This window comes from Flavobacterium johnsoniae (assembly GCF_030388325.1).
Taxonomy (GTDB): Bacteria; Bacteroidota; Bacteroidia; order Flavobacteriales; family Flavobacteriaceae; genus Flavobacterium; species Flavobacterium johnsoniae_C.
Window position 1 is genome coordinate 214,166 of the sequence record NZ_CP103794.1, and the last position, 19,704, is coordinate 233,869.

19 protein-coding genes are annotated in these 19,704 nt (G+C 32.8%); 11 read left to right on the forward strand and 8 right to left on the reverse strand.

Annotated elements, in window-relative coordinates:
• Positions 1-97 precede the first annotated feature (97 nt).
• The 3 genes from NYQ10_RS01030 (at position 98) to NYQ10_RS01040 (ending at position 2,209) form a co-directional block, all read left to right on the forward strand.
• Positions 98-934 (forward strand): energy transducer TonB, encoded by an 837-nt coding sequence (locus NYQ10_RS01030; protein ID WP_289878528.1) that lies wholly within the window; start codon positions 98-100, stop codon positions 932-934.
• Between the two features lie 95 nt (positions 935-1,029).
• Positions 1,030-1,767: a DUF4184 family protein gene (locus tag NYQ10_RS01035; RefSeq protein WP_289878529.1), complete on the forward strand. Its 738-nt coding sequence runs from the start codon at positions 1,030-1,032 to the stop codon at positions 1,765-1,767.
• 61 nt (positions 1,768-1,828) lie between these two features.
• Positions 1,829-2,209, forward strand: coding sequence for a PH domain-containing protein (locus NYQ10_RS01040; protein WP_184165795.1), 381 nt, complete (start codon positions 1,829-1,831; stop codon positions 2,207-2,209).
• Between the two features lie 60 nt (positions 2,210-2,269).
• Here the strand turns inward: NYQ10_RS01040 and NYQ10_RS01045 are convergent, their stop codons facing one another.
• Entirely contained in the window at positions 2,270-3,145 is an 876-nt protein-coding gene (locus NYQ10_RS01045; protein WP_289878530.1) for a M48 family metalloprotease, read from the reverse strand.
• Positions 3,146-3,470: 325 nt separating this feature from the next.
• On the opposite strand from NYQ10_RS01045, the gene lipA reads away from it, so the two are divergent.
• The 3 genes from lipA to NYQ10_RS01060 all read left to right on the forward strand — a co-directional run bounded on the left by lipA (position 3,471) and on the right by NYQ10_RS01060 (position 7,609).
• Complete coding sequence (lipA, locus tag NYQ10_RS01050; protein WP_289878531.1) at positions 3,471-4,337, forward strand: lipoyl synthase; 867 nt, start codon at positions 3,471-3,473, stop codon at positions 4,335-4,337.
• Between the two features lie 75 nt (positions 4,338-4,412).
• Positions 4,413-5,411 (forward strand): type I glyceraldehyde-3-phosphate dehydrogenase, encoded by a 999-nt coding sequence (gene gap, locus NYQ10_RS01055; RefSeq protein WP_289878532.1) that lies wholly within the window; start codon positions 4,413-4,415, stop codon positions 5,409-5,411.
• Positions 5,412-5,437: 26 nt separating this feature from the next.
• Positions 5,438-7,609, forward strand: coding sequence for a tetratricopeptide repeat-containing hybrid sensor histidine kinase/response regulator (locus tag NYQ10_RS01060; RefSeq protein ID WP_289878533.1), 2,172 nt, complete (start codon positions 5,438-5,440; stop codon positions 7,607-7,609).
• A gap of 24 nt (positions 7,610-7,633) precedes the next feature.
• Here NYQ10_RS01060 and lpxK read toward each other — a convergent pair whose 3' ends face one another.
• The gene (lpxK, locus tag NYQ10_RS01065) at positions 7,634-8,656 is read right to left on the reverse strand and encodes a tetraacyldisaccharide 4'-kinase (protein WP_289878534.1); all 1,023 of its coding nucleotides are present in this window, start codon (positions 8,654-8,656) and stop codon (positions 7,634-7,636) included.
• A 115-nt stretch (positions 8,657-8,771) separates the two neighbouring features.
• Between lpxK and NYQ10_RS01070 the strand changes: the two genes are divergently transcribed.
• The 5 genes from NYQ10_RS01070 (at position 8,772) to rluF (ending at position 13,182) form a co-directional block, all read left to right on the forward strand.
• Positions 8,772-9,866 carry a Nif3-like dinuclear metal center hexameric protein gene (locus NYQ10_RS01070; RefSeq protein ID WP_289878535.1) on the forward strand — a complete coding sequence of 365 codons (1,095 nt, stop codon included), beginning with the start codon at positions 8,772-8,774 and terminating at the stop codon, positions 9,864-9,866.
• Positions 9,867-9,869: 3 nt separating this feature from the next.
• Complete coding sequence (locus tag NYQ10_RS01075) at positions 9,870-10,649, forward strand: zinc ribbon domain-containing protein (protein WP_276172236.1); 780 nt, start codon at positions 9,870-9,872, stop codon at positions 10,647-10,649.
• A 192-nt stretch (positions 10,650-10,841) separates the two neighbouring features.
• Positions 10,842-11,705, forward strand: a complete 864-nt coding sequence (locus tag NYQ10_RS01080; RefSeq protein ID WP_289878536.1) for an alpha/beta fold hydrolase — start codon at positions 10,842-10,844, stop codon at positions 11,703-11,705.
• 80 nt (positions 11,706-11,785) lie between these two features.
• Positions 11,786-12,130: an antibiotic biosynthesis monooxygenase family protein gene (locus NYQ10_RS01085; protein ID WP_289878537.1), complete on the forward strand. Its 345-nt coding sequence runs from the start codon at positions 11,786-11,788 to the stop codon at positions 12,128-12,130.
• A 212-nt stretch (positions 12,131-12,342) separates the two neighbouring features.
• Entirely contained in the window at positions 12,343-13,182 is an 840-nt protein-coding gene (gene rluF, locus NYQ10_RS01090; protein ID WP_289878538.1) for a 23S rRNA pseudouridine(2604) synthase RluF, read from the forward strand.
• 37 nt (positions 13,183-13,219) lie between these two features.
• On the opposite strand, the gene NYQ10_RS01095 is transcribed toward rluF, so the two are convergent.
• The 6 genes from NYQ10_RS01095 to ffh all read right to left on the reverse strand — a co-directional run bounded on the left by NYQ10_RS01095 (position 13,220) and on the right by ffh (position 19,458).
• A complete protein-coding gene (locus NYQ10_RS01095) occupies positions 13,220-14,611 on the reverse strand; it encodes a DUF4153 domain-containing protein (RefSeq protein WP_289878539.1) in 1,392 nt (463 codons plus the stop codon).
• A gap of 58 nt (positions 14,612-14,669) precedes the next feature.
• The gene (locus tag NYQ10_RS01100; RefSeq protein ID WP_008464519.1) at positions 14,670-14,960 is read right to left on the reverse strand and encodes a winged helix-turn-helix domain-containing protein; all 291 of its coding nucleotides are present in this window, start codon (positions 14,958-14,960) and stop codon (positions 14,670-14,672) included.
• Between the two features lie 4 nt (positions 14,961-14,964).
• Positions 14,965-15,579, reverse strand: coding sequence for a hypothetical protein (locus NYQ10_RS01105; RefSeq protein WP_289878540.1), 615 nt, complete (start codon positions 15,577-15,579; stop codon positions 14,965-14,967).
• Between the two features lie 312 nt (positions 15,580-15,891).
• Positions 15,892-16,818 carry a magnesium transporter CorA family protein gene (locus NYQ10_RS01110; RefSeq protein WP_289878541.1) on the reverse strand — a complete coding sequence of 309 codons (927 nt, stop codon included), beginning with the start codon at positions 16,816-16,818 and terminating at the stop codon, positions 15,892-15,894.
• Between the two features lie 221 nt (positions 16,819-17,039).
• Positions 17,040-17,927: a bifunctional 5,10-methylenetetrahydrofolate dehydrogenase/5,10-methenyltetrahydrofolate cyclohydrolase gene (locus tag NYQ10_RS01115; protein ID WP_289878542.1), complete on the reverse strand. Its 888-nt coding sequence runs from the start codon at positions 17,925-17,927 to the stop codon at positions 17,040-17,042.
• Positions 17,928-18,093: 166 nt separating this feature from the next.
• The gene (gene ffh / locus NYQ10_RS01120) at positions 18,094-19,458 is read right to left on the reverse strand and encodes a signal recognition particle protein (RefSeq protein WP_289878543.1); all 1,365 of its coding nucleotides are present in this window, start codon (positions 19,456-19,458) and stop codon (positions 18,094-18,096) included.
• Positions 19,459-19,704: the final 246 nt, after the last annotated feature.

Genomic DNA, 19,704 nt, shown 5'->3' on the forward strand with positions numbered 1-19,704 from the left:
TCTACAATACTAAAACTACAACTTTTGCGTTGTTAGCTCAAACCCAAACCCTTTCTGCGTATGATTTAAAGTTACTTAACCTTAAAACCCAAAAATTATGTCTAAATTAAGCATTTATGAAAGCAAGTGGACTGACCTTGTTTTCGAGAATAAGAACAAAGAGTACGGCGCGTATCAATTACGCCAAGAGAGTTCCAAAAATTCTGTTACAGCTCTGTTTATGGGTTTATTGTTAATAACGGTAATAGGAAGTGCATCGGTACTCATTAACAAACTTAAACCTTCGGTTTCTGACCCTACGGTAGAAACGCCACCTCTTTATGAAGATCCTAGGACTATTGTCAATATTGATCCGAATGTTGCGCCGCCACCGCCAGCGCCACCAGCTCCAGTAATGGAACAAAGTGCAGCAAGTGCAACAGAAGCAATTCAGCTGACTAATCCTGTGGTTGCAACGGCAGAAAACGCAGTTGAAAACATTGCGCCTAACACTGAAAACGCTCCAGCTCCTGTAAATGCTACTGGAAATGGAACGGCAGTTAACGCGATGCCAACAACTGGAGGAGGAGGAGGAAATGGTGAAGCAGCATCTGTAGCTCCACCTACAAATGAGGTACTTCCTTTGGCTGTTTTGGACAAACTTCCTGAATTTCCAGGTGGGATTGCTCAATTCTACAAATATGTAGGAAACAATTTCCGCAGACCTGATTTGGATGCAGAAAGAACTTTAAAAGTTTATGTTTCTTTTGTAGTTGAAAAAGATGGATCCCTAACTGATATTATCGTGAGAAACGATCCAGGCTACGGAATGGGAAAAGAAGCTATCAGAGTTTTAAAATCATTAAAAACAAAATGGAATCCAGGAATTCTAGATGGAAAACCTGTGAGAACAGCATATAGTCTTCCGATTACAATAAAAACAGAATTGGAATAATTCAAATTATTATTAAACACACAAAAAGCAGGACTTCGGTTCTGCTTTTTTGTTTACTTTTATTTATCAATCACAAAAAAATTAAACTGAATTAAATGCCTTTTACTTTTTCGCATCCTGCTATAATTCTTCCATTAAGATATCTACCAAAACCATGGCTTTCACTAACAAGCCTCATTATTGGCAGTTTAACTCCCGATTTTGAATATTTTATAAGAATGAAAGTTAAAAGCAATTACAGCCATACTTTTGTTGGTATTTTTTGGTTCGATTTACCACTTGCGCTTTTGCTGGCATTTATCTTTCATAACATAGTTAGAAATCTTTTGTTTGAAAATCTCCCCACATTCATAAGAAACAGAATTTTAATTTACACTGAATTTAATTGGAATAATTATTTCAAAAATAACTGGCAAATTGTTTTAATATCTTTGTTAATCGGAATAATTTCTCATTTATTCTGGGATGCTTTTACTCATAATCACGGTTATTTTGTAAATAAAATTGATATTTTTAGAAATACACTGTTCCTTTTTCATACCGAAATTCCGTTTTGGAAAATTGCACAACATGGAAGCACAGTCCTTGGAAGCATTATTATAATCGTGACTTTTCTGAAACTTCCGCAAGATTTTAGTTTTAAAACTACTAGGAAAAAGTCTTATTGGAAATTCATCATTTTATCCGGCTCGGTAATTTTATTCATAAGATTCGCAATCCAGATTAGAGATCTAAATATTGGAAATTTCATAGTAACTTTTATTTCTTCTTTTTTGATTTCAACAATTTTAACTCCGCTTATAATTAAACTAAAATCAAGCATTAAAAATTAACAAAATCACTACTTTTACTGCTTCAAAACGAAATTCATTTTAACTAATTAAGAACAAAATAATGGGAATATTTTCAGCAATTCTTGGTAACGCAGGTTCTGTAAGTCAAGAAGATTTAATTAAAAAGTACGGACAGCTTTTAACTACAAACGAAGAAATCGAAATGGGTTTTAAACTTATTCGTGATACTTTTATATTTACCAACAAAAGATTAATCTTAGTTGATGTACAAGGATTAACTGGAAGCAAAACAGAGTACAAATCTATCGCTTACAAAAACATCACAAGATTTAGCGTAGAAACCGCAGGAACTTTCGATCTTGATGCTGAGTTAAAAATTTGGATTTCTAGCGAACAGCAACCAAGTATTGTAAAACAATTCAACAAATCGGTTAACGTTTACGAAGTACAGAAGATTCTAGCTTTTCATGTTTTAGGATAAAAAACAAAAACCCGACAAATTAAAAATTTGTCGGGTTTTATATTCGCTAAAAACAACTTATTATTTCTTTTTTGTCGTTGTTGTTTTCTTTGTAGTCGTTGCCTTTTTTGTTGTAGTAGCCGCTGGAGCAGTGTTTACAATTTTTTGATGCACATAAGGTTTATATACGCCATCTTTTTCTGCTCTTTTTTTAGCATCGTCTGCTCTTTTCTTAGAATCAGGATGCGAACTCATCATTTGATCAATAAATGAAGCCTGAGATCCTTCACTCATTTTTGCCAAAATTCTAAAAGCCGATTCCTCAGCATTTACATCGTAACCGTTTTTCTTCATAAAATTGTAAGCAAATAAATCTGCTTCAGATTCTTGTTTACGGCTGTATTTACTATCGATAATAGCGCTTCCAATTTTACCAAGCTGACTATCTGTAACCGTCGCTAAAGTTGCAGATTGAGAAGATGCTCCATCCATCAAAGCTTCTTTTTGGTAAGCTGCACGAATAGCATCTCTTGAATCATTATTGGCAACGTGTCCGATCTCGTGTCCGATTACAGCAATTAATTCATTATCATCCATAATATCCATCAAACCTGAATAAACACGAACACTTCCGTCTGCAGTTGCAAAAGCATTTACTTCTTTCAGTTTATAGACTTTATAATTTAAAGTAAATCCGTCGCCAGAAGCATGTTTTCCAAAAACTCGATTTAATCTTAGAGTATAGCCGTCTGTTGGCCCTGCAATTTCATGTTCTGCATCTAATTTATCGACAGCTTCTTTAGATAATTTAGCTGCATCTGCATTACTAAAAGTAAAACCAGTAACTCCTTTTTGAACAGCCCCAATGGCTTTCTCTCCAAAATTAATCTGTGCATTCATTTTAGAAACCCCAAAAGATGCTAATAAAATTCCTAATACAATAAATTTCTTTTTCATTTTTACCTATATTAATTTAACACCAAATGTACTACAAAAGAATCGTGCCAGTATTATATAAATTCGTTTTTTTTAACATTTAAAGATATAAATTTTAAAGCATTAAATATCAAAACATTGCCATAATTATTCTTTAAAGCAGATTTTTTAAACGGAAATATATTTTTAAAATTCAAATAATAACTTAAGTGCACTTATTTAACTTTTTTATTACATATAATTAAACCGTACTAATACTTGTTTTACTATTCAATCATTAAATTAAATCCTAAAGAAATCTTCAAATAAACTACATTCCGTATCTTTGTGTTTTGAATATTGATATATGGAAACAGTCGCTGAAAATATACAGACCACAAAACCTAAGTGGTTAAAAGTAAAATTACCCATCGGACAAAAATATACTGAACTTAGAGGTTTAGTTGATAAATACAGTTTAAATACCATTTGTACTTCAGGAAGCTGCCCAAATATGGGAGAATGCTGGGGAGAAGGAACAGCGACTTTCATGATTTTAGGAAATGTTTGTACTCGCTCGTGCGGGTTCTGCGGCGTAAAAACAGGCAGACCTGAAACGGTAGATTGGGACGAACCTGAAAAAGTAGCGCGTTCTATCAAAATAATGAACATTAAACACGCTGTTGTTACAAGTGTAGACAGAGATGACTTGAAAGATGGAGGTTCTATTATTTGGATGGAAACCGTTAGAGCTATTCGTAGAATGAATCCGCAAACTACTCTTGAAACTTTAATTCCTGATTTTCAAGGAATGGAAAGGAATCTAGATCGTATTGTTGAAGCTAATCCTGAAGTGGTTTCTCATAATATGGAAACGGTACGTCGTTTAACTCGTGAAGTTCGTATTCAAGCAAAATATGACAGAAGTTTAGAAGTGTTGCGTTATTTAAAAGAAAAAGGCATCAACAGAACTAAATCTGGAATTATGCTTGGTCTTGGAGAAACTGAAGAAGAAGTTTTTCAGACCATGACCGATTTAAGAAATGCAAATGTTGATGTTGTTACTATTGGACAATACTTACAGCCAAGTAAAAAACATCTTCCTGTAAAAGAATTTATTACGCCTGAACAATTTGCTCGATACGAACAATTTGGCCTTGAGTTAGGTTTCAGACATGTTGAAAGCGGACCTCTTGTTCGTTCTTCATATAAAGCACAAAAACACATTTTATAAAAAAAGTTTAATCGTTTGATCGTTTAATTGTTAAACCGATTAAGCGATTAAACTGTTAATCGAATAAATTAAAAATTGAAAACAAGAATTGCCATTAATGGATTTGGAAGAATTGGAAGAAATCTATTCCGTCTTCTTCTGAATCATCCTGAAATCGAAGTTGTTGCTATTAACGACATTGCCGACAATAAAACTATGTCGCATTTAATTAAATATGACAGTATTCACGGAGTTTTACCATTTGAAGTCAGTCATGACGAAAATAGCATTATTGTAGACGGAAGGCATTTTTTCTTTTTTCACGAAAAGAGTATTTCCAACTTAGATTGGAAATCGCATTCAATTGATATCGTTATCGAATCGACAGGAAAATACAAAACTCACGAAGAATTAAACGCGCATCTTGAGGTTGGAGCTAAAAAAGTTATACTTTCTGCACCTTCAGAAGTTGACACCATAAAAACCGTCGTTCTTGGAGTTAATGAAAATATTTTGGATGGAAACGAAAACATAGTTTCTAATGCAAGCTGCACAACAAATAATGCCGCTCCGATGATAAAAATAATCGAGGAATTATGCGGAATTGAGCAAGCTTACATTACAACTATCCATTCTTTTACAACAGACCAAAGTCTTCACGACCAGCCCCATAAGGATTTAAGACGTGCAAGAGGCGCAAGTCAGTCGATTGTTCCAACAACTACGGGTGCGGCTAAGGCTTTAACAAAAATTTTTCCTAAATTGCACAACAAAATGGGCGGATGCGGTATCCGTGTTCCGGTTCCAGATGGTTCATTAACAGATATTACCTTCAATGTAAAACGAGCGGTTACTATTGAGGAAATAAATAAAGCATTTAAAGAAGCTTCCAAAACAAATTTAAAAGGAATATTAGATTACACAGAAGATCCTATTGTTTCGGTTGATGTAATTGGCAACAGACATTCTTGTTTATTTGATGCTCAGCTAACTTCGGTTATCGATAAAATGGTAAAAGTTGTGGGTTGGTACGATAACGAAATTGGCTATTCATCTAGATTGATTGATTTAATTTTACTAATAAGAAAAAAATAAGGTTCATTGTAAAAGCATTGCCATACATGAAATACTATCTATTTATTGTTGTTTGTTTTTTTAACTCGTTTTTGTATTCTCAAACCAAAAAGAATACGGATAGTGTTACCTATTATAACAAGCTAGCCAATTACAATCTCAACAATAAAAAATTTAGTCAGGCAGTTTTTTACACTCAAAAATCAATTAATTTCTGTGAGATAAATGGCAAAAAAGAAAATTTAGCCGTACAGACTTTGAAACTTGGCAAAATCTACTACAATCAAAGAAAGTTTGAAGATGCTTTAAAGAATTTTCATAAAACAGTTTCTCTATTTGATACTTTAAAACCTAGCTGTACAAAAGTTTTAGCGCTTCATTATATTGGCTTAACAAATACCGCTAAAGGCGATTATAAAACAGCGGCTGTTTATTACGAAAAGGCACAGCAACTATTAAAAGAATTGAATATTGAAGATCACGCTGATGTTTTGAATTATCAGATTGCAATGGCTTTAAAAACCAACAACAATCTTCCTTTAGCAGCAAAAACATTTCAAAAAATTGTAAAAAAACCAGACAACAGCGCTTTAATAAAAACCAAAACAGATTCTTATTATCAATTAGGTTTAATAGAAACGCAACTCAAAAGAAACGATTCTGCTATTATTTATTTGGATAATGCACTCGAATACAATGCTAAAAACAATGATTTTGTAAAGAAATCTAAAATTGTTTTAGCAATAAGTCAATACTACAAGCAAAGCAAAAATTATGATTTGGCTTACTCGTATTTAGACGAACATTATCAGCTGGAAAATTATCTTTTAAAATTAAAAAATGCTAAAGTTGATTTGAATGAATTCGAAAAATTCAAGAAAAACCAATCTTTAAACAATTCGATAAAAAAGGAAAGCGAAGAGAAATTTCAATTAAAAACCTATCGCTATTCTAAACTGGTAAGTATTTTGGCAATTGCTTTAATTTCTATTTTATCGCTTTTGAGTTTAGCTTTATACAAAAATAATATCATTAGAAATCAGAACAATTTACTTCTTAGAGAAAAAAACAAAGAATTAATTTTAGCCAAAAACAAAGCCGAAAAAGCATCAAAAGCCCGATCTGAGTTTTTGTCTACGGTAAGTCACGAATTGCGTACGCCGTTAAATGCGATTAACGGAATTACTCATATTTTACTAGAAGACAACCCAAAGAAAAAGCAGTTAAAATATTTAGAATCTTTAAAGTTTTCTGGAAATTATCTGACGACTTTTATCAACGAAATTCTTGAAGTTAATAAAATCGATTCGACCAAAGTTGAAGTAGAAAATATCAGCTTTAATCTGAAAGAATTGCTTTTTAATATTCAAAGTTCGTTAAAAGAATTAGCTACAGCCAATAGAAATTATTTCAATTTAGAAATAGACAATTCGATTCCAGATAATTTAATGGGAGATCCAACCAAATTATCTCAAATTATATTAAACCTAATTAACAACGCTTTAAAATTTACGCAAAACGGACACGTAAATGTTATTGCAAAATTGTATTCGCAGGAAGAGGAAAATGCTACAGTTTATTTTGAAATTGTAGATACCGGAATCGGAATTCCAGAAGACAAACTTCAAACTGTTTTTGAGAGTTTTTCGCAAGGATCTATAGAAGTGAATAGAAAATACGGCGGAACAGGTTTAGGTCTTACCATCGTAAAAAAACTAATTGAACTGTTAGGAGGCGAAATAAAATTAAAAAGTGAAGTTGGTAAAGGATCTACTTTTACCTTCAAATTAAATTTTAAAATTAACAACGAACCTTTGGAAGTAATTGAGGAAGTAAAACCATACAATGACAAACAATTGATGGACAAGTCTATTTTATTGATTGAAGACAACAAAATCAATCAAATGATAACTAGAAAAATGCTCGAAAACAAAAACATTACCTGCGAAATTGTAGATAATGGAGAAGATGCTGTTGAGCTTTTAAAAATCAAACGTTTTGATATGATTTTAATGGACGTTCACCTTCCTGGAATTAACGGAACAACGGCTACGAAATTGATTCGCGAATTTGATAAAACAACTCCTGTTATTGCATTAACCGCAATTTCGCTAGACGAAAATAGAGATATGCTTCTTTCTTTCGGAATGAATGATGTTATAACAAAACCTTTCGTACCAGACGAATTCTACTGCACGATTGCTAAGTTTTTTGATTAATTTTTTTTTGAAGGTTCTGAGGTTCTAAGATTCTAGGTTTGATTTGACATAGTTCAAAACTACCGAATCAAAAACTTGAGCATCATTTATAAAAGTACTTTTAATTGGAAGATAATAGAGTTGAGAAACCAATTTTGAATCTTTTAAGCGAACATAATCTTTTTCGGTTGTAATTATTTTTTTTCCATTTGCTTTACTTAAAATAGCGTCTAAATCTGAATCAGAAAAATGATGATGATCAGGAAAAGTCAAACATTCGTCATTTTCATTTTTCAAATAATCAAAAAATGGTTTTGGTTTTGCAATTCCAGCCAAAAGAAGTTTCGATTCTGATTTGATTTCGGAAACTTCAATATTTTTATCTTTTCCATAAATTACATTATCGTAATCTATAAAACTAAAAAATATCTGTTGAGAATAATTCAACTTTAGCTTCAATTTAATTTCGGCTTGCTTTTCTTCTGATAGATTTTTAGAACATTTAGTAACTACAACAATATTAGCTCGTTCTGCTCCACTCCTGCTTTCGCGCAGATTTCCCGTCGGAAGCATAAAATCATCTGCATATAAATCGTCGTAAGAAGTCAATAAAATATAGAATCCAGCTTTTACTTTTCTATGTTGATAAGCATCGTCCAGCAGAATAACTTCTGGCGTAATTTGTTGCGAAAGCAATTGTTTAATTCCATTTGTTCGATTGGCATCCACCGCAACCATAACAAACGGAAATTTTTGATAAAACTGAAAAGGTTCGTCTCCTAAAATTTCGGCATTAGAATTTTCATCAGCCAAAACAAAACCTTCAGATTTTCTTTTATAACCACGACTCAAAGTGGCAATTTGAAATTTATCCGACAATAAACGAATTAAATACTCTATTTGAGGGGTTTTTCCAGTTCCGCCAACACTCAAGTTACCAACAGCAATTACAGGAACATCGAATGAAGTTGATTTTAAAATTCCTTTATCAAAAAGAATATTACGAATTGAAGTAATAAATCCGTATAAAATAGCGAAGGGAAAAAGTATTTTTCGAAGTAAGTTCATTTTACGAAAGTATAATTTTTTTCGTTAATTTGTTTAAGCTTTCAAGCTTCTAATTGTTTTCATTGAACAAAAATCTGAAACTTGAAACAAATAAAACTTGAAACAAAAATCAAAAATGAAAATCAAAAATATAATATCTGTTCTAGAAAAAATGGCTCCTTTGGCTTATGCAGAAGATTTTGACAATGTTGGACTTTTAGTCGGAAATTCTGAAACTGAAAGCACTGGTGTTTTAGTCTGCCATGATGCTTTAGAAAATGTAATTGATGAAGCAATAGCTAAAAATTGTAATCTGGTAGTTTGTTTTCATCCTATATTATTTTCTGGAATTAAAAAAATCACGGGCAAAAACTATGTAGAACGAGCGATTTTAAAAGCAATTAAAAACGACATCGCGATTTTTGCAGTTCATACAGCGCTTGACAATCATTCACAAGGCGTAAATAAAATTTTCTGCGATGCATTAGGGTTAGTCAATACTAAAATATTAGTTCCTAAAAATAATTTCATTCAAAAACTAGTCACTTTTACAGTTCCAGATAATGCAGATAAAGTTCGAAATGCCATGTTTGAAGCTGGAGCCGGAACAATTGGAAACTATAATAATTGCAGTTTTAACACACAAGGATTTTTCACTTTTCAAGGAAATGAAGACAGCAATCCGGTAATTGGAGAAAAAGGAAAATTGCATACGGGAGAAGAAATAAAAATTGAAGTTGTTTTTGAAAAACACCTGCAATCACGAATTTTAAAAGCGCTTTTTGCAAATCATATATACGAAGAAGTTGCTTATGAAATTTACAATCTCGAAAATTCTCATCAGAATATTGGTTTAGGAATGATTGGAGAATTAGAAAATGAAATGGACGAAAAAGACTTTCTTCTTTCTGTAAAACAAAAAATGATTGCTGACGGAATTCGCCATTCTGCTTTTTTAGGAAAAAAAATAAAAAAAGTAGCCGTTTTGGGTGGTTCTGGAAGTTTTGCCATAAAAAATGCAATTCAGGCTGGAGCCGATTCTTTTTTGACTGCCGATTTGAAGTATCACCAGTTTTATGAAGCTGAAAATAAGTTACTTTTGGCAGATATTGGTCATTTTGAGAGTGAACGCTATACAAAAAATTATATTGTTGATTATCTTCGAAAAAAAATTCTTAATTTTGCAATCATTTTATCGGAAGAAAATACAAATCCAGTTAAGTACTTATAGAATATGACGAATACGAAAGAATTAAGTGTTGAGGACAAGTTAAGAGCAATATATGATTTACAGCTTATTGACTCTAGAATTGACGAAATCAGAAACGTTAGAGGAGAACTTCCTTTAGAGGTTGAAGATTTAGAAGATGAAGTTGCAGGTTTGAGCACTCGTTCAGAGAAACTGAAAGGTGAACTTGAAGTGATTGAGGAGCAAATCAAAGCAAAGAAAATTGCTATTGAGGAGCATAAAGAGGTTATCAAAAAGTACACAAAACAACAAGAATCAGTACGTAATAACAGAGAATTTAATTCTTTGACAAAAGAAGTTGAGTTTCAAGAATTAGAAATTCAATTGGCTGAAAAGCAAATCAAAGAAATGAAAGCTTCTATCGAGCACAAAAAAGAAGTTATTTCTAACTTGAAAGAAAAACTTGATGCTAAAAGCTCTCATTTAAAACATAAAAAATCTGAATTAGATGCTATCATGGCTGAAACTCAGAAAGAGGAAACTTTCTTAACAGAGAAATCTGCCGAGTTTGCTGCACAAATCGAAGACAGATTATTAGCTGCTTACAACAGAATCAGAAGCAGTGTTCGTAACGGATTAGCTGTAGTTTCTATCGAAAGAGGAGCTTCTGCTGGATCTTTCTTTACAATTCCACCTCAAACTCAGGTTGAAATTGCTTCAAGAAAGAAAATCATCACTGATGAGCACTCTGGAAGAATTTTAGTTGATACTGCTTTAGCAGATGAAGAAAAAGAAAAAATGGAACAATTGTTCTCAAAATTCTAAATAACAAGTCCCGATTTAATCGGGACTTTTTTTTTGCTTTTATTTTCGCCACAGATTAAAAAGATTAGCACAGATTTAATATCTCAAGATTTCGAGATTTAAATCCTAAAAATCATTTTAATCTGTGGCAAAACATTTTTTAGCAAGTTTCAAATCATATTTTTTTACCTTTACTAAAATAAAATTTAAGTTTTGAAAATTAAAAAAGGAATTCGTTTCATCACATTAAAATCCGTTGGATCATATATAAACTTTTTGAGTTATGTTCGTCCGCAAAGAGCCATGGAACTTTCTTATGCTCTTTTTAGCCAACCTCGAATTGGAAGATTAAAAAAAGAAAAACTTCCAAAAGTCTTAAGAAATACCGAAACAGAAATTTTTCATCATGACGAACATCATTTTCAAACTTACATTTGGAAAGGAAATGAAACCAAAATATTATTAGTTCACGGCTGGGAAAGCAATGCAGCACGATGGAAAAAAACTTTACCACATCTTCAAAAATCAGGAAGTACAATTATTGCCATCGATGCACCAGCTCATGGACAAAGCAGCGGGAAAGAATTTAATGTTCCGCTTTATGCGGAATTCATCAATAAAGCTGTAGAGAAATATCAGCCTGAAATTATTATCGGACATTCTATTGGAGGCGCGGCTTGTGTTTATCATCAATATTTATTTCCAAATACGAGCATTAATAAAATGGTTATCTTGGGAGCGCCGTCTGATTTAAAAACATTAATTGATAATTATATCTCGATGTTAAGTTTGAACAGAAAAATGCTTCCGCTTTTAGAAACTAAATTTATAAATCGTTTCAACTTTAAATTGGAAGATTTTTCAGGACAAAAATTTGCATCTCAATTTACTATTCCCGGTTTTATCGCTCACGATACGGCAGATAATATTGTGGCTTTCGCCGAAGGAAAAAAAATAGCCAGCAACTGGAAAAACAGCCAATTTATTGAAACAAGCGGTTTAGGTCACGGAATGCACGATGACGATTTGTACAATAAAGTAATTGAGTTTCTTTTTTCTTCTGAAGGAACAAAGTAACAGAGGTTCAAAGGGACAAAGTTTTTTTCCAAAAATCTAAAATCTGTCCCGAAGCTTCGGGGCTAAAATCTAAAATTAAAATGATCGCAGTAATTTTTGAAGTAATTCCGAACGAAGGAAAAAAAGAAGAATATCTTGATATCGCTGCAAATCTGAAACCCGAATTAAGCCATATTGATGGTTTTATTTCTATTGAAAGATTTCAAAGTTTAGCTGATTCTGGAAAAATTTTGTCTTTATCTTTTTGGAGAGATGAAGAAAGTATTCAGCAATGGCGAAATCTAGAAATGCATCGCGCTGCACAGTCAAAAGGCAGAAATGAAGTTTTTAAGGATTATCATCTAAGAATTGCAACTGTAGTTCGCGATTACGGAATGTTCGAAAGAAAAGAAACTCCCAAGGATAGTACTGAATTTCATAAGTAAGTTACAGATATTCAAATGTTTTCTTTTGATAGTATATGCCCAGTTTTGTCATTCCGAAGAACGAGGAATCTCCACATGTAGCTCCGCATAGAAAAGCGGATAAACTTTGTCGAGTTACTTGCGGAGATTCCTCGTTCCTCGGAATGACAAGATTGTAGGAAGTCTAAAATCGAAAATTCTAAGAAGTCTAAACTTTTGCCTACTTTTGCAATATGGAAGAAAATTTAAAACGTCTTAATAAATTTATTGGAGAAACAGGATATTGTTCTCGTCGTGAAGCCGATAAACTTATCGAAGAAGGACGCGTAACAATAAATGGCGCCGTACCAGAAATGGGGACTAAAGTTTCGCCGAATGATGAAGTGCGAATAGACGGAAAATTAATTGTTGAAAAAAACGAAAAACCAATTTATCTGGCATTTAATAAACCAGTTGGAATTGAGTGTACAACTAATTTAGAAGTTCAAAATAACATTGTAGATTACATTAATTACCCGAAACGTATTTTTCCGATTGGAAGATTGGATAAAGCCAGTGAAGGATTAATTTTCATGACAAATGATGGCGATATTGTAAACAAGATTTTACGCGCTAGAAACAATCACGAAAAAGAATATACAGTTACAGTAGACAGACCAATTACAGATCGTTTTATTCAGAGAATGGGAAATGGTGTTCCGATTTTGGATACTGTTACCAAAAAATGTAAAGTTGAGCAAATTAGTAAATATACTTTTAAGATTATTCTAACGCAGGGATTAAACCGTCAGATTCGAAGAATGGCTGAATATTTGGGTTACGAAGTTACGGCGCTTAAACGTATCCGAATTATTAATATTTCTTTGGATGTTCCAGTTGGAAGATACCGAGATCTAACTGATGCCGAAATAAAAGAATTGAATCAGTTAATTGAGCCTTCGAGTAAAACTGAAGAAGCGAGTCTTCCGAAAGTTGAAAGTCCTAACCGAAATTCAAACGTTAGTCCGAGTAGAAGAACTCCTTATATTTCTAAAAACGATCCTCGATTTAGAAAAAGAGGCGATAATAAATAAAAGAAATCCCATTCACTAAAATGAATGGGATTTTTCTTTATTTGTCTTTTTTACTTAAAAATTCATAGTAAAGTGCTTTACCTAAGAACTTTTCATTTTGATAATACGAGATTAATTGTTCTCTTATATGTTCTGATTCTTTTCCATCTAAATTATTTTTTAGAAAATATTCTCTTCGAGTATCATCATTAAAATTTAATCCGCTTAAAAAAGTTGGCTCCACTCCTTTGTTTACCGAAATATTGTAATTAGTGATCAAATTTCCCCAATTGACATAACTGCATAGAAGAATTGTTCCGTAGAAATACCAAATCATTTGATTAAACAAATATGCATTGGTTTTTTGTTTGCTTATTTTTTGAAAAGAAACGATCAACCCGATGATTGCCAAAATTAAAAAAGCGTAAACTCCAAGCCTTTTATATGTTAAACCAAAGAAAGAAACATATTCTGAATTTTTAATAATAGCGCTTATTATTAAAACAACATTCAATCCAAGCCAGATTTTAGCCAAATTCTTTAAAGTTTTTGCTTTCTCATCAAAATTAAATCCGCCCTTGAAATAAAAGAGTATTACTCCAACTGCCATCAAAATTGAAAAAATTACTGCATTTACGCGTTCATGAGTATCTGAGCTTAAATTGGCTTTTTCTACAACTTCAAAAAATTGTTCGTAATTGTATGTTCCGATAAAAACCAAAAGCATAATGTTTAGCAAAAACAACGTAATTTCTCCACTTTTTCTTTCGAAATCCAAATCTAAAAAAGAAAATGTATTTTGATTTTTTACTTCAGAAACATCCGTAAAATTATTATTTAAATTAGAATTGTATTCGTAACAAACGTCTGGAACCCAGTAATTCCAAAAACTAAATGAAATATAAAACCCAAGTATGGTGATTAAGATTAATTGAAAAATATCGATATCTAAAGTATAATCAGTAAATAATGAAGAGAAATGATCGCTTCCGAAAGAATAAACGATAAAAAATAATCCTAAAAATATTATCGGAATTACTACAAAAGCAACCAATTTCTTGGCAAAATCATTATGAATTTTTCTTTCTGGAAGCCATTGACTAAACATAAAAACTCTGCCTAGAGATGTAATTCCGTTTAAAATTATTAACGGAAAAACCTGTATAGTTTTGAGTTCTCCGTCTTGTGTTTTGAATTGTAAAATTAAAATTGACAAAGCCAAAGAAAAAAAGGAAGCTGCATCTCCGTACCACGCAAAAGCGAAACAAGATAATATGGAAGTCATTACGAGAAGTAAATGTGATCGGTCTACAAATTTCTCCTGAAAGAAATAACTAATTAATAATGTTAACGTTACTCCAAATATAGAAATATTGATTCCAGGAGCTTGATTGTAAAAAAGCAGTGCAAAAACTGCTGTACATGCTAAGATAATTTGGTGTTTTTTCATTGTTTTTAATTTTAAAGTACTTTGCATTTCAAAGTGTTTAGATAAAAAAATTTAGTTCTTACGATTTCATTAATTTTTCAAGATAAGAAAGGTGCTCTTTGAACGCCGCGCGGCCGAGCGGTGTTACCTGATAAGATGTTTTTGGCTTTTTACCAACAAATTCTTTCTTAATCTCGATATACTCAGATTTCTCAAGAGCAGAGGAATGACTCGCTAAATTACCGTCGGTGATATTTAAAAGCGTCTTCATCTCGGTAAAATCTACCCAGTCGTTAACCATCAGAACGGACATAATACCCAATCTGACACGGCTTTCAAAATCTTTATTTAGTTTATCAATAATTCCCATTGGGTTATTTGTATTTTTTGAACATCACTAATCCGTAAACGATATGCAGAATTCCAAATCCTAAGATCCAAAATAATAATCCATATCCAATATAAAAAAGTGAAATACATCCTAAAATTAGTTCAGAGAAGCCTAAATATTTAATATCAGAAAAAGTATATTTTTCAGCATTTATAACTGCTAATCCGTAAAATATTAAAGTTGTTGGCGCTACTAAACCAAAATGTCCGTGATACATTAAAGCTAAACAAAATATCCCTCCAACTGCAAGTGGCACAGCCAAATTAAACAACATTTTCTTAGTGGCAGAAGTCCAAATTGGTAGATTGTATTTTCGGCTTTTTCTAACTGTAAAAAAAGTTCCAAATACAAATGCACAAATTAGAATTATTACACCAATCCAAATTAATTCTGAAACAAGATTTGTTGAGTAAAGCTTATGCTCATCGCTCAAATAGTCCATTCCATTTGCTTTGAATAATTGGTAAACATAGATTCCGCCAATTAAAGCCGAAAGTCCAGCGAAGACTCCCGAAAGTCCGCTTAATGATATAAATCTTGAAGAACGCTCCATCATGGAACGAATATGTGCTAAATCTTCTTGGTGCTTTTGATTCATAATTAAAGTACTTTGCGATACAAAGTTATTATTTATTTTGAAATGGCAAATAAAAAATGAAAAATATTTTTGAAATAATTTAGTCTTCTACAAGGTTTAAAACCTTATAGAAAAAAAAATCTCTTCTTACACGAGACTGCGTGAGGGATAGGAGCTAGCTACCGAAGTAGCGCGGATAGCCCGACCCCGACCCGTTGAGAGGGCGTGTAAGCGTAAAGTATGTTTGCCCTCTCGACGGGTCGGGGTCACGCCCAGATTATAAAAAAAAGCCCATTCTTAACGAATAGGCTCTTATTATTATGAAATTTTGAATTAAAACCATCTTCTTCTTTTGAATAGAAGAACTCCGAAAGTAGATAGAATTATGGAAACTAAAAGCAGAATCCAGATTCCGTATTTGCTTTCTTCTAAACCGTTTGGTACGTTCATTCCGTACAAACTTGCAATTAGAGTTGGAATCATTAAGATGATTGAAATGGAAGTCATCTGTTTCATGATTGTATTCATATTGTTTGAAATTACAGAAGCGTAAGCATCCATCATTCCAGTTAGGATATTGTTGTAAATATTGGCTGTGTCTTGCGCCTGATTTAATTCGATTTCGACATCTTCTAATAATTCTGGATCGTAATTGGCTTTGTGTGCTTTTAGATTTTTGATTCTTTGAAATAAAACATCATTTGCTTTTAATGAAGTGATGAAGAATACGAAACATTTTTCGATTTGAAGCAAGGCTTGCAATTCTTCATTTTTGATCGATTTCTCTAAGTTATCTTCGGCAAGTTTTATTTTCTGATTGATTTGTTTCAGGTATTTTAAATACCAAACGCTTGATGACAAAAGCAATCTTAATACAAGATTGAAATTATCTTCGATTTCAATGTTTTTACGTTGTGAATATGACACAAAATCGGCAATAATTTCTGTTTTATAAAAACTAATTGTTACGCATATATCATCTTTAAAAATGATTCCGAGCGGAACGGTATGAAAAGGAATTTTGATATCGCCACTTTTAACTGGAATACGCATAATAATAAGCGTCCAGCCGTCTTCGATTTCGATACGAGGTCTTTCGTCGATATCCTCGATATCATTGTAAAAAGCTTCAGGAACCTGAAGTTCTTCTAGTAAGTAATTTTTATCTGATTCTGTTGGAGATTCGATGTGAATCCAGCAATTTGAAGTCCATTTTTGGATTTCTACCAATCCGTTGTTGTTTGTGTAAAAGGCTTTCATTTCAAAATACAGGGTTTTAACGCAGCATTTTGAAATTTCAAAAGCTGCTTAATTTAATACTAACGAATAATAATAATCGTCCATTTGGAGAAGTGTTATTTTTTAAAGTGCTGCAAAAGTATCCTTTATTTTTAAGAACCAAAACTTTAAACTATTAATAATATATTAAAAACGACAAAACCCGTTCAAATGAACGGGTTTTGAATATTTTGAGGAAGAAATTATTGATTTCTAGCGCTTCTCATTTTACGAGCTAAAAGTGTGTTTTTAAGTAACATCGCAATTGTCATTGGTCCTACTCCACCTGGAACTGGTGTAATGAATGCAGCTTTTTTACTTACTCCGTCAAAATCAACGTCTCCTTTAATAACGTATCCTTTTGCGTTTGAAGCGTCATCTACACGCGTAATTCCAACGTCGATAACTGTTACACCTTCTTTTACCATATCTGCTTTTAAGAACTCTGGAACTCCTAAAGCTGTAATGATGATATCTGCGTTTTTCGTGAATTCTGCTAAATCTTTAGTTCGGCTGTGCGTTAATGTAACTGTAGAATCTCCAGGATTTCCTTTACGGCTCATTAAGATACTCATCGGGCGACCTACGATATGACTTCTTCCAATTACAACGGCATGTTTTCCTGACGTTTCAACTTTGTAACGCTCTAACAATTCCATAATTCCGAATGGTGTTGCTGGAATAAAACTTTCCATTTCAAGCGCCATTCTACCAAAATTTGTTGGGTGAAATCCGTCAACATCTTTATCAGGATCAATTGCTAATAAGATTTTTTGCTCATCGATATGTTTTGGCAAAGGCAACTGAACGATGTATCCGTCAAGATTATCATCTTCGTTTAATTCTTTAATTTTCGCAAGCAGTTCGTCTTCAGTAATAGTTTCTGGCAGACTTACTAAAGTAGAATCAAATCCGATTTCTTGACAAGATTTTACTTTACTTCCTACGTAAGTTAAACTTGCTCCATTGTTTCCAACTAAAACCGCTGCTAAATGAGGTACTTTTCCTCCAGCTGCTTTTATAGATTGAACTTCGGCTGCAATTTCGTTTTTAATGTCGTTAGATGTTTTTTTACCGTCTAGTAGCTGCATTGTGTGTTGTTGTTTTGTTTCAGGTTTTATTGTTGTTTGCTTCGCCAATTCGGCTAAAGCCTCGTGTCAAGTTTCACGTTAAAACGAAACTCAATTTATTTATTGAAAAAAGTTTCAAACTTCTGTTTCATAACCTGAAACTTGAAACTTGAAACTTTTAATTTTATTATCTCGGCATTCCTCCTGGCATACCACCCGGCATCCCTTTCATACCTCCCATCATTTTCATCAGATTTTTTCCGCCTGGGCCTTGCATCATCTTCATCATCTTGCTCATTTGGTCAAACTGTTTCATCAGCTGATTTACTTGCTCGACTTTTGTTCCCGAACCTTTTGCGATTCTGGCTTTTCTTTTTACGTCGATAATCGCTGGTTTGCTTCTTTCGGCTGGCGTCATTGAATAAATAATCGCTTCGATATGTTTGAAGGCGTCGTCTTCGATTTCTACATCTTTCATGGCTTTTGAAGCTCCTGGTATCATTCCAACCAAGTCTTTCATGTTACCCATTTTTTTCACTTGCTGAATCTGCGTTAGGAAGTCATCAAAACCAAATTCGTTTTTAGCGATTTTCTTTTGAAGTTTTCTTGCTTCTTCTTCGTCAAATTGTTCCTGAGCTCTTTCAACAAGAGATACAACGTCTCCCATTCCTAAAATACGCTCAGCCATACGTTCTGGATAGAAAACATCAATTGCTTCCATTTTTTCTCCAGTACCAACAAATTTGATTGGTTTGTTTACAATCGATTTGATTGAAAGTGCTGCTCCACCACGAGTATCACCATCTAATTTCGTTAAGATAACTCCATCGAAGTTTAAGATATCGTTGAAAGCTTTTGCTGTATTTACAGCATCTTGCCCTGTCATAGAGTCTACAACGAACAATGTTTCTTGTGGTTGAATTGCTTTGTGAACACGTGCAATTTCATCCATCATTTCCTGATCTACGGCCAAACGTCCTGCTGTATCGACGATAACAACATTGAATCCGTTTGCTTTAGCGTGCTTAATTGCATTTTGAGCAATTTCTACAGGATTTTTATTTTCTGGTTCTGAGTAAACCTCAACACCTATTTGATCTCCAACAACATGCAACTGATTAATCGCCGCTGGACGGTAAATATCACACGCTACAAGAAGTGGTTTTTTACTTTTCTTTGTTTTTAGAAAATTAGCTAATTTTCCTGAGAAAGTAGTTTTACCAGAACCTTGAAGTCCTGACATCAAAATAACAGTTGGATTTCCTGATAAGTTTACACCAGCAACATCTCCACCCATTAATTCTGTCAACTCATCTTTTACCAGTTTTACTAATAATTGTCCTGGCTGTAAGGTTGTTAATACGTCTTGACCAATTGCTTTGTCTTTTACTCTAGCAGTAAAATCTTTGGCAATTTTAAAGTTAACATCGGCATCAAGTAAAGCACGACGAACTTCTTTTAAAGTATCGGCAACGTTTACTTCTGTAATTTTACCGTGTCCTTTTAATATATGGAACGCTTTATCTAACTTATCACTTAAATTATCAAACATATTATTTTCTTTATTTGAAGTGCAAAGATAATCTAATTAGATATTTCAGGCAATTTTTATTTAAGTTGGATTGCGTTTGAATTTTAACGCAAAGAACACAAAGATTTACGCAAAGTTCGCTATGTTTTTTGCTCGCAAAGTCGCAAGGTCGCAAGGTCGCAAAGTTTTTAATTCTATAAATCTGTGGCTATATATAAAAAAGCGCAAAAGAAATAAACCTTTGCGCCTTTGTTACTTTGTCTCTTT

What these genes read in the sequence shown, in the direction of transcription:
- rluF (WP_289878538.1), top strand. Translation starts at nt 12,343, where the DNA reads ATGGAAGAAAATTTAAAACGTCTTAATAAATTTATTGGAGAAACAGGA.
- NYQ10_RS01075 (WP_276172236.1), top strand. Translation starts at nt 9,870, where the DNA reads ATGACGAATACGAAAGAATTAAGTGTTGAGGACAAGTTAAGAGCAATA.
- NYQ10_RS01070 (WP_289878535.1), top strand. Translation starts at nt 8,772, where the DNA reads ATGAAAATCAAAAATATAATATCTGTTCTAGAAAAAATGGCTCCTTTG.
- NYQ10_RS01110 (WP_289878541.1), bottom strand. Translation starts at nt 16,818, where the DNA reads ATGAAAGCCTTTTACACAAACAACAACGGATTGGTAGAAATCCAAAAA.
- NYQ10_RS01060 (WP_289878533.1), top strand. Translation starts at nt 5,438, where the DNA reads ATGAAATACTATCTATTTATTGTTGTTTGTTTTTTTAACTCGTTTTTG.
- lipA (WP_289878531.1), top strand. Translation starts at nt 3,471, where the DNA reads ATGGAAACAGTCGCTGAAAATATACAGACCACAAAACCTAAGTGGTTA.
- NYQ10_RS01100 (WP_008464519.1), bottom strand. Translation starts at nt 14,960, where the DNA reads ATGGGAATTATTGATAAACTAAATAAAGATTTTGAAAGCCGTGTCAGA.
- NYQ10_RS01085 (WP_289878537.1), top strand. Translation starts at nt 11,786, where the DNA reads ATGATCGCAGTAATTTTTGAAGTAATTCCGAACGAAGGAAAAAAAGAA.
- NYQ10_RS01045 (WP_289878530.1), bottom strand. Translation starts at nt 3,145, where the DNA reads ATGAAAAAGAAATTTATTGTATTAGGAATTTTATTAGCATCTTTTGGG.
- NYQ10_RS01105 (WP_289878540.1), bottom strand. Translation starts at nt 15,579, where the DNA reads ATGAATCAAAAGCACCAAGAAGATTTAGCACATATTCGTTCCATGATG.
- NYQ10_RS01095 (WP_289878539.1), bottom strand. Translation starts at nt 14,611, where the DNA reads ATGAAAAAACACCAAATTATCTTAGCATGTACAGCAGTTTTTGCACTG.
- NYQ10_RS01030 (WP_289878528.1), top strand. Translation starts at nt 98, where the DNA reads ATGTCTAAATTAAGCATTTATGAAAGCAAGTGGACTGACCTTGTTTTC.
- NYQ10_RS01115 (WP_289878542.1), bottom strand. Translation starts at nt 17,927, where the DNA reads ATGCAGCTACTAGACGGTAAAAAAACATCTAACGACATTAAAAACGAA.
- NYQ10_RS01040 (WP_184165795.1), top strand. Translation starts at nt 1,829, where the DNA reads ATGGGAATATTTTCAGCAATTCTTGGTAACGCAGGTTCTGTAAGTCAA.
- NYQ10_RS01035 (WP_289878529.1), top strand. Translation starts at nt 1,030, where the DNA reads ATGCCTTTTACTTTTTCGCATCCTGCTATAATTCTTCCATTAAGATAT.
- lpxK (WP_289878534.1), bottom strand. Translation starts at nt 8,656, where the DNA reads ATGAACTTACTTCGAAAAATACTTTTTCCCTTCGCTATTTTATACGGA.
- ffh (WP_289878543.1), bottom strand. Translation starts at nt 19,458, where the DNA reads ATGTTTGATAATTTAAGTGATAAGTTAGATAAAGCGTTCCATATATTA.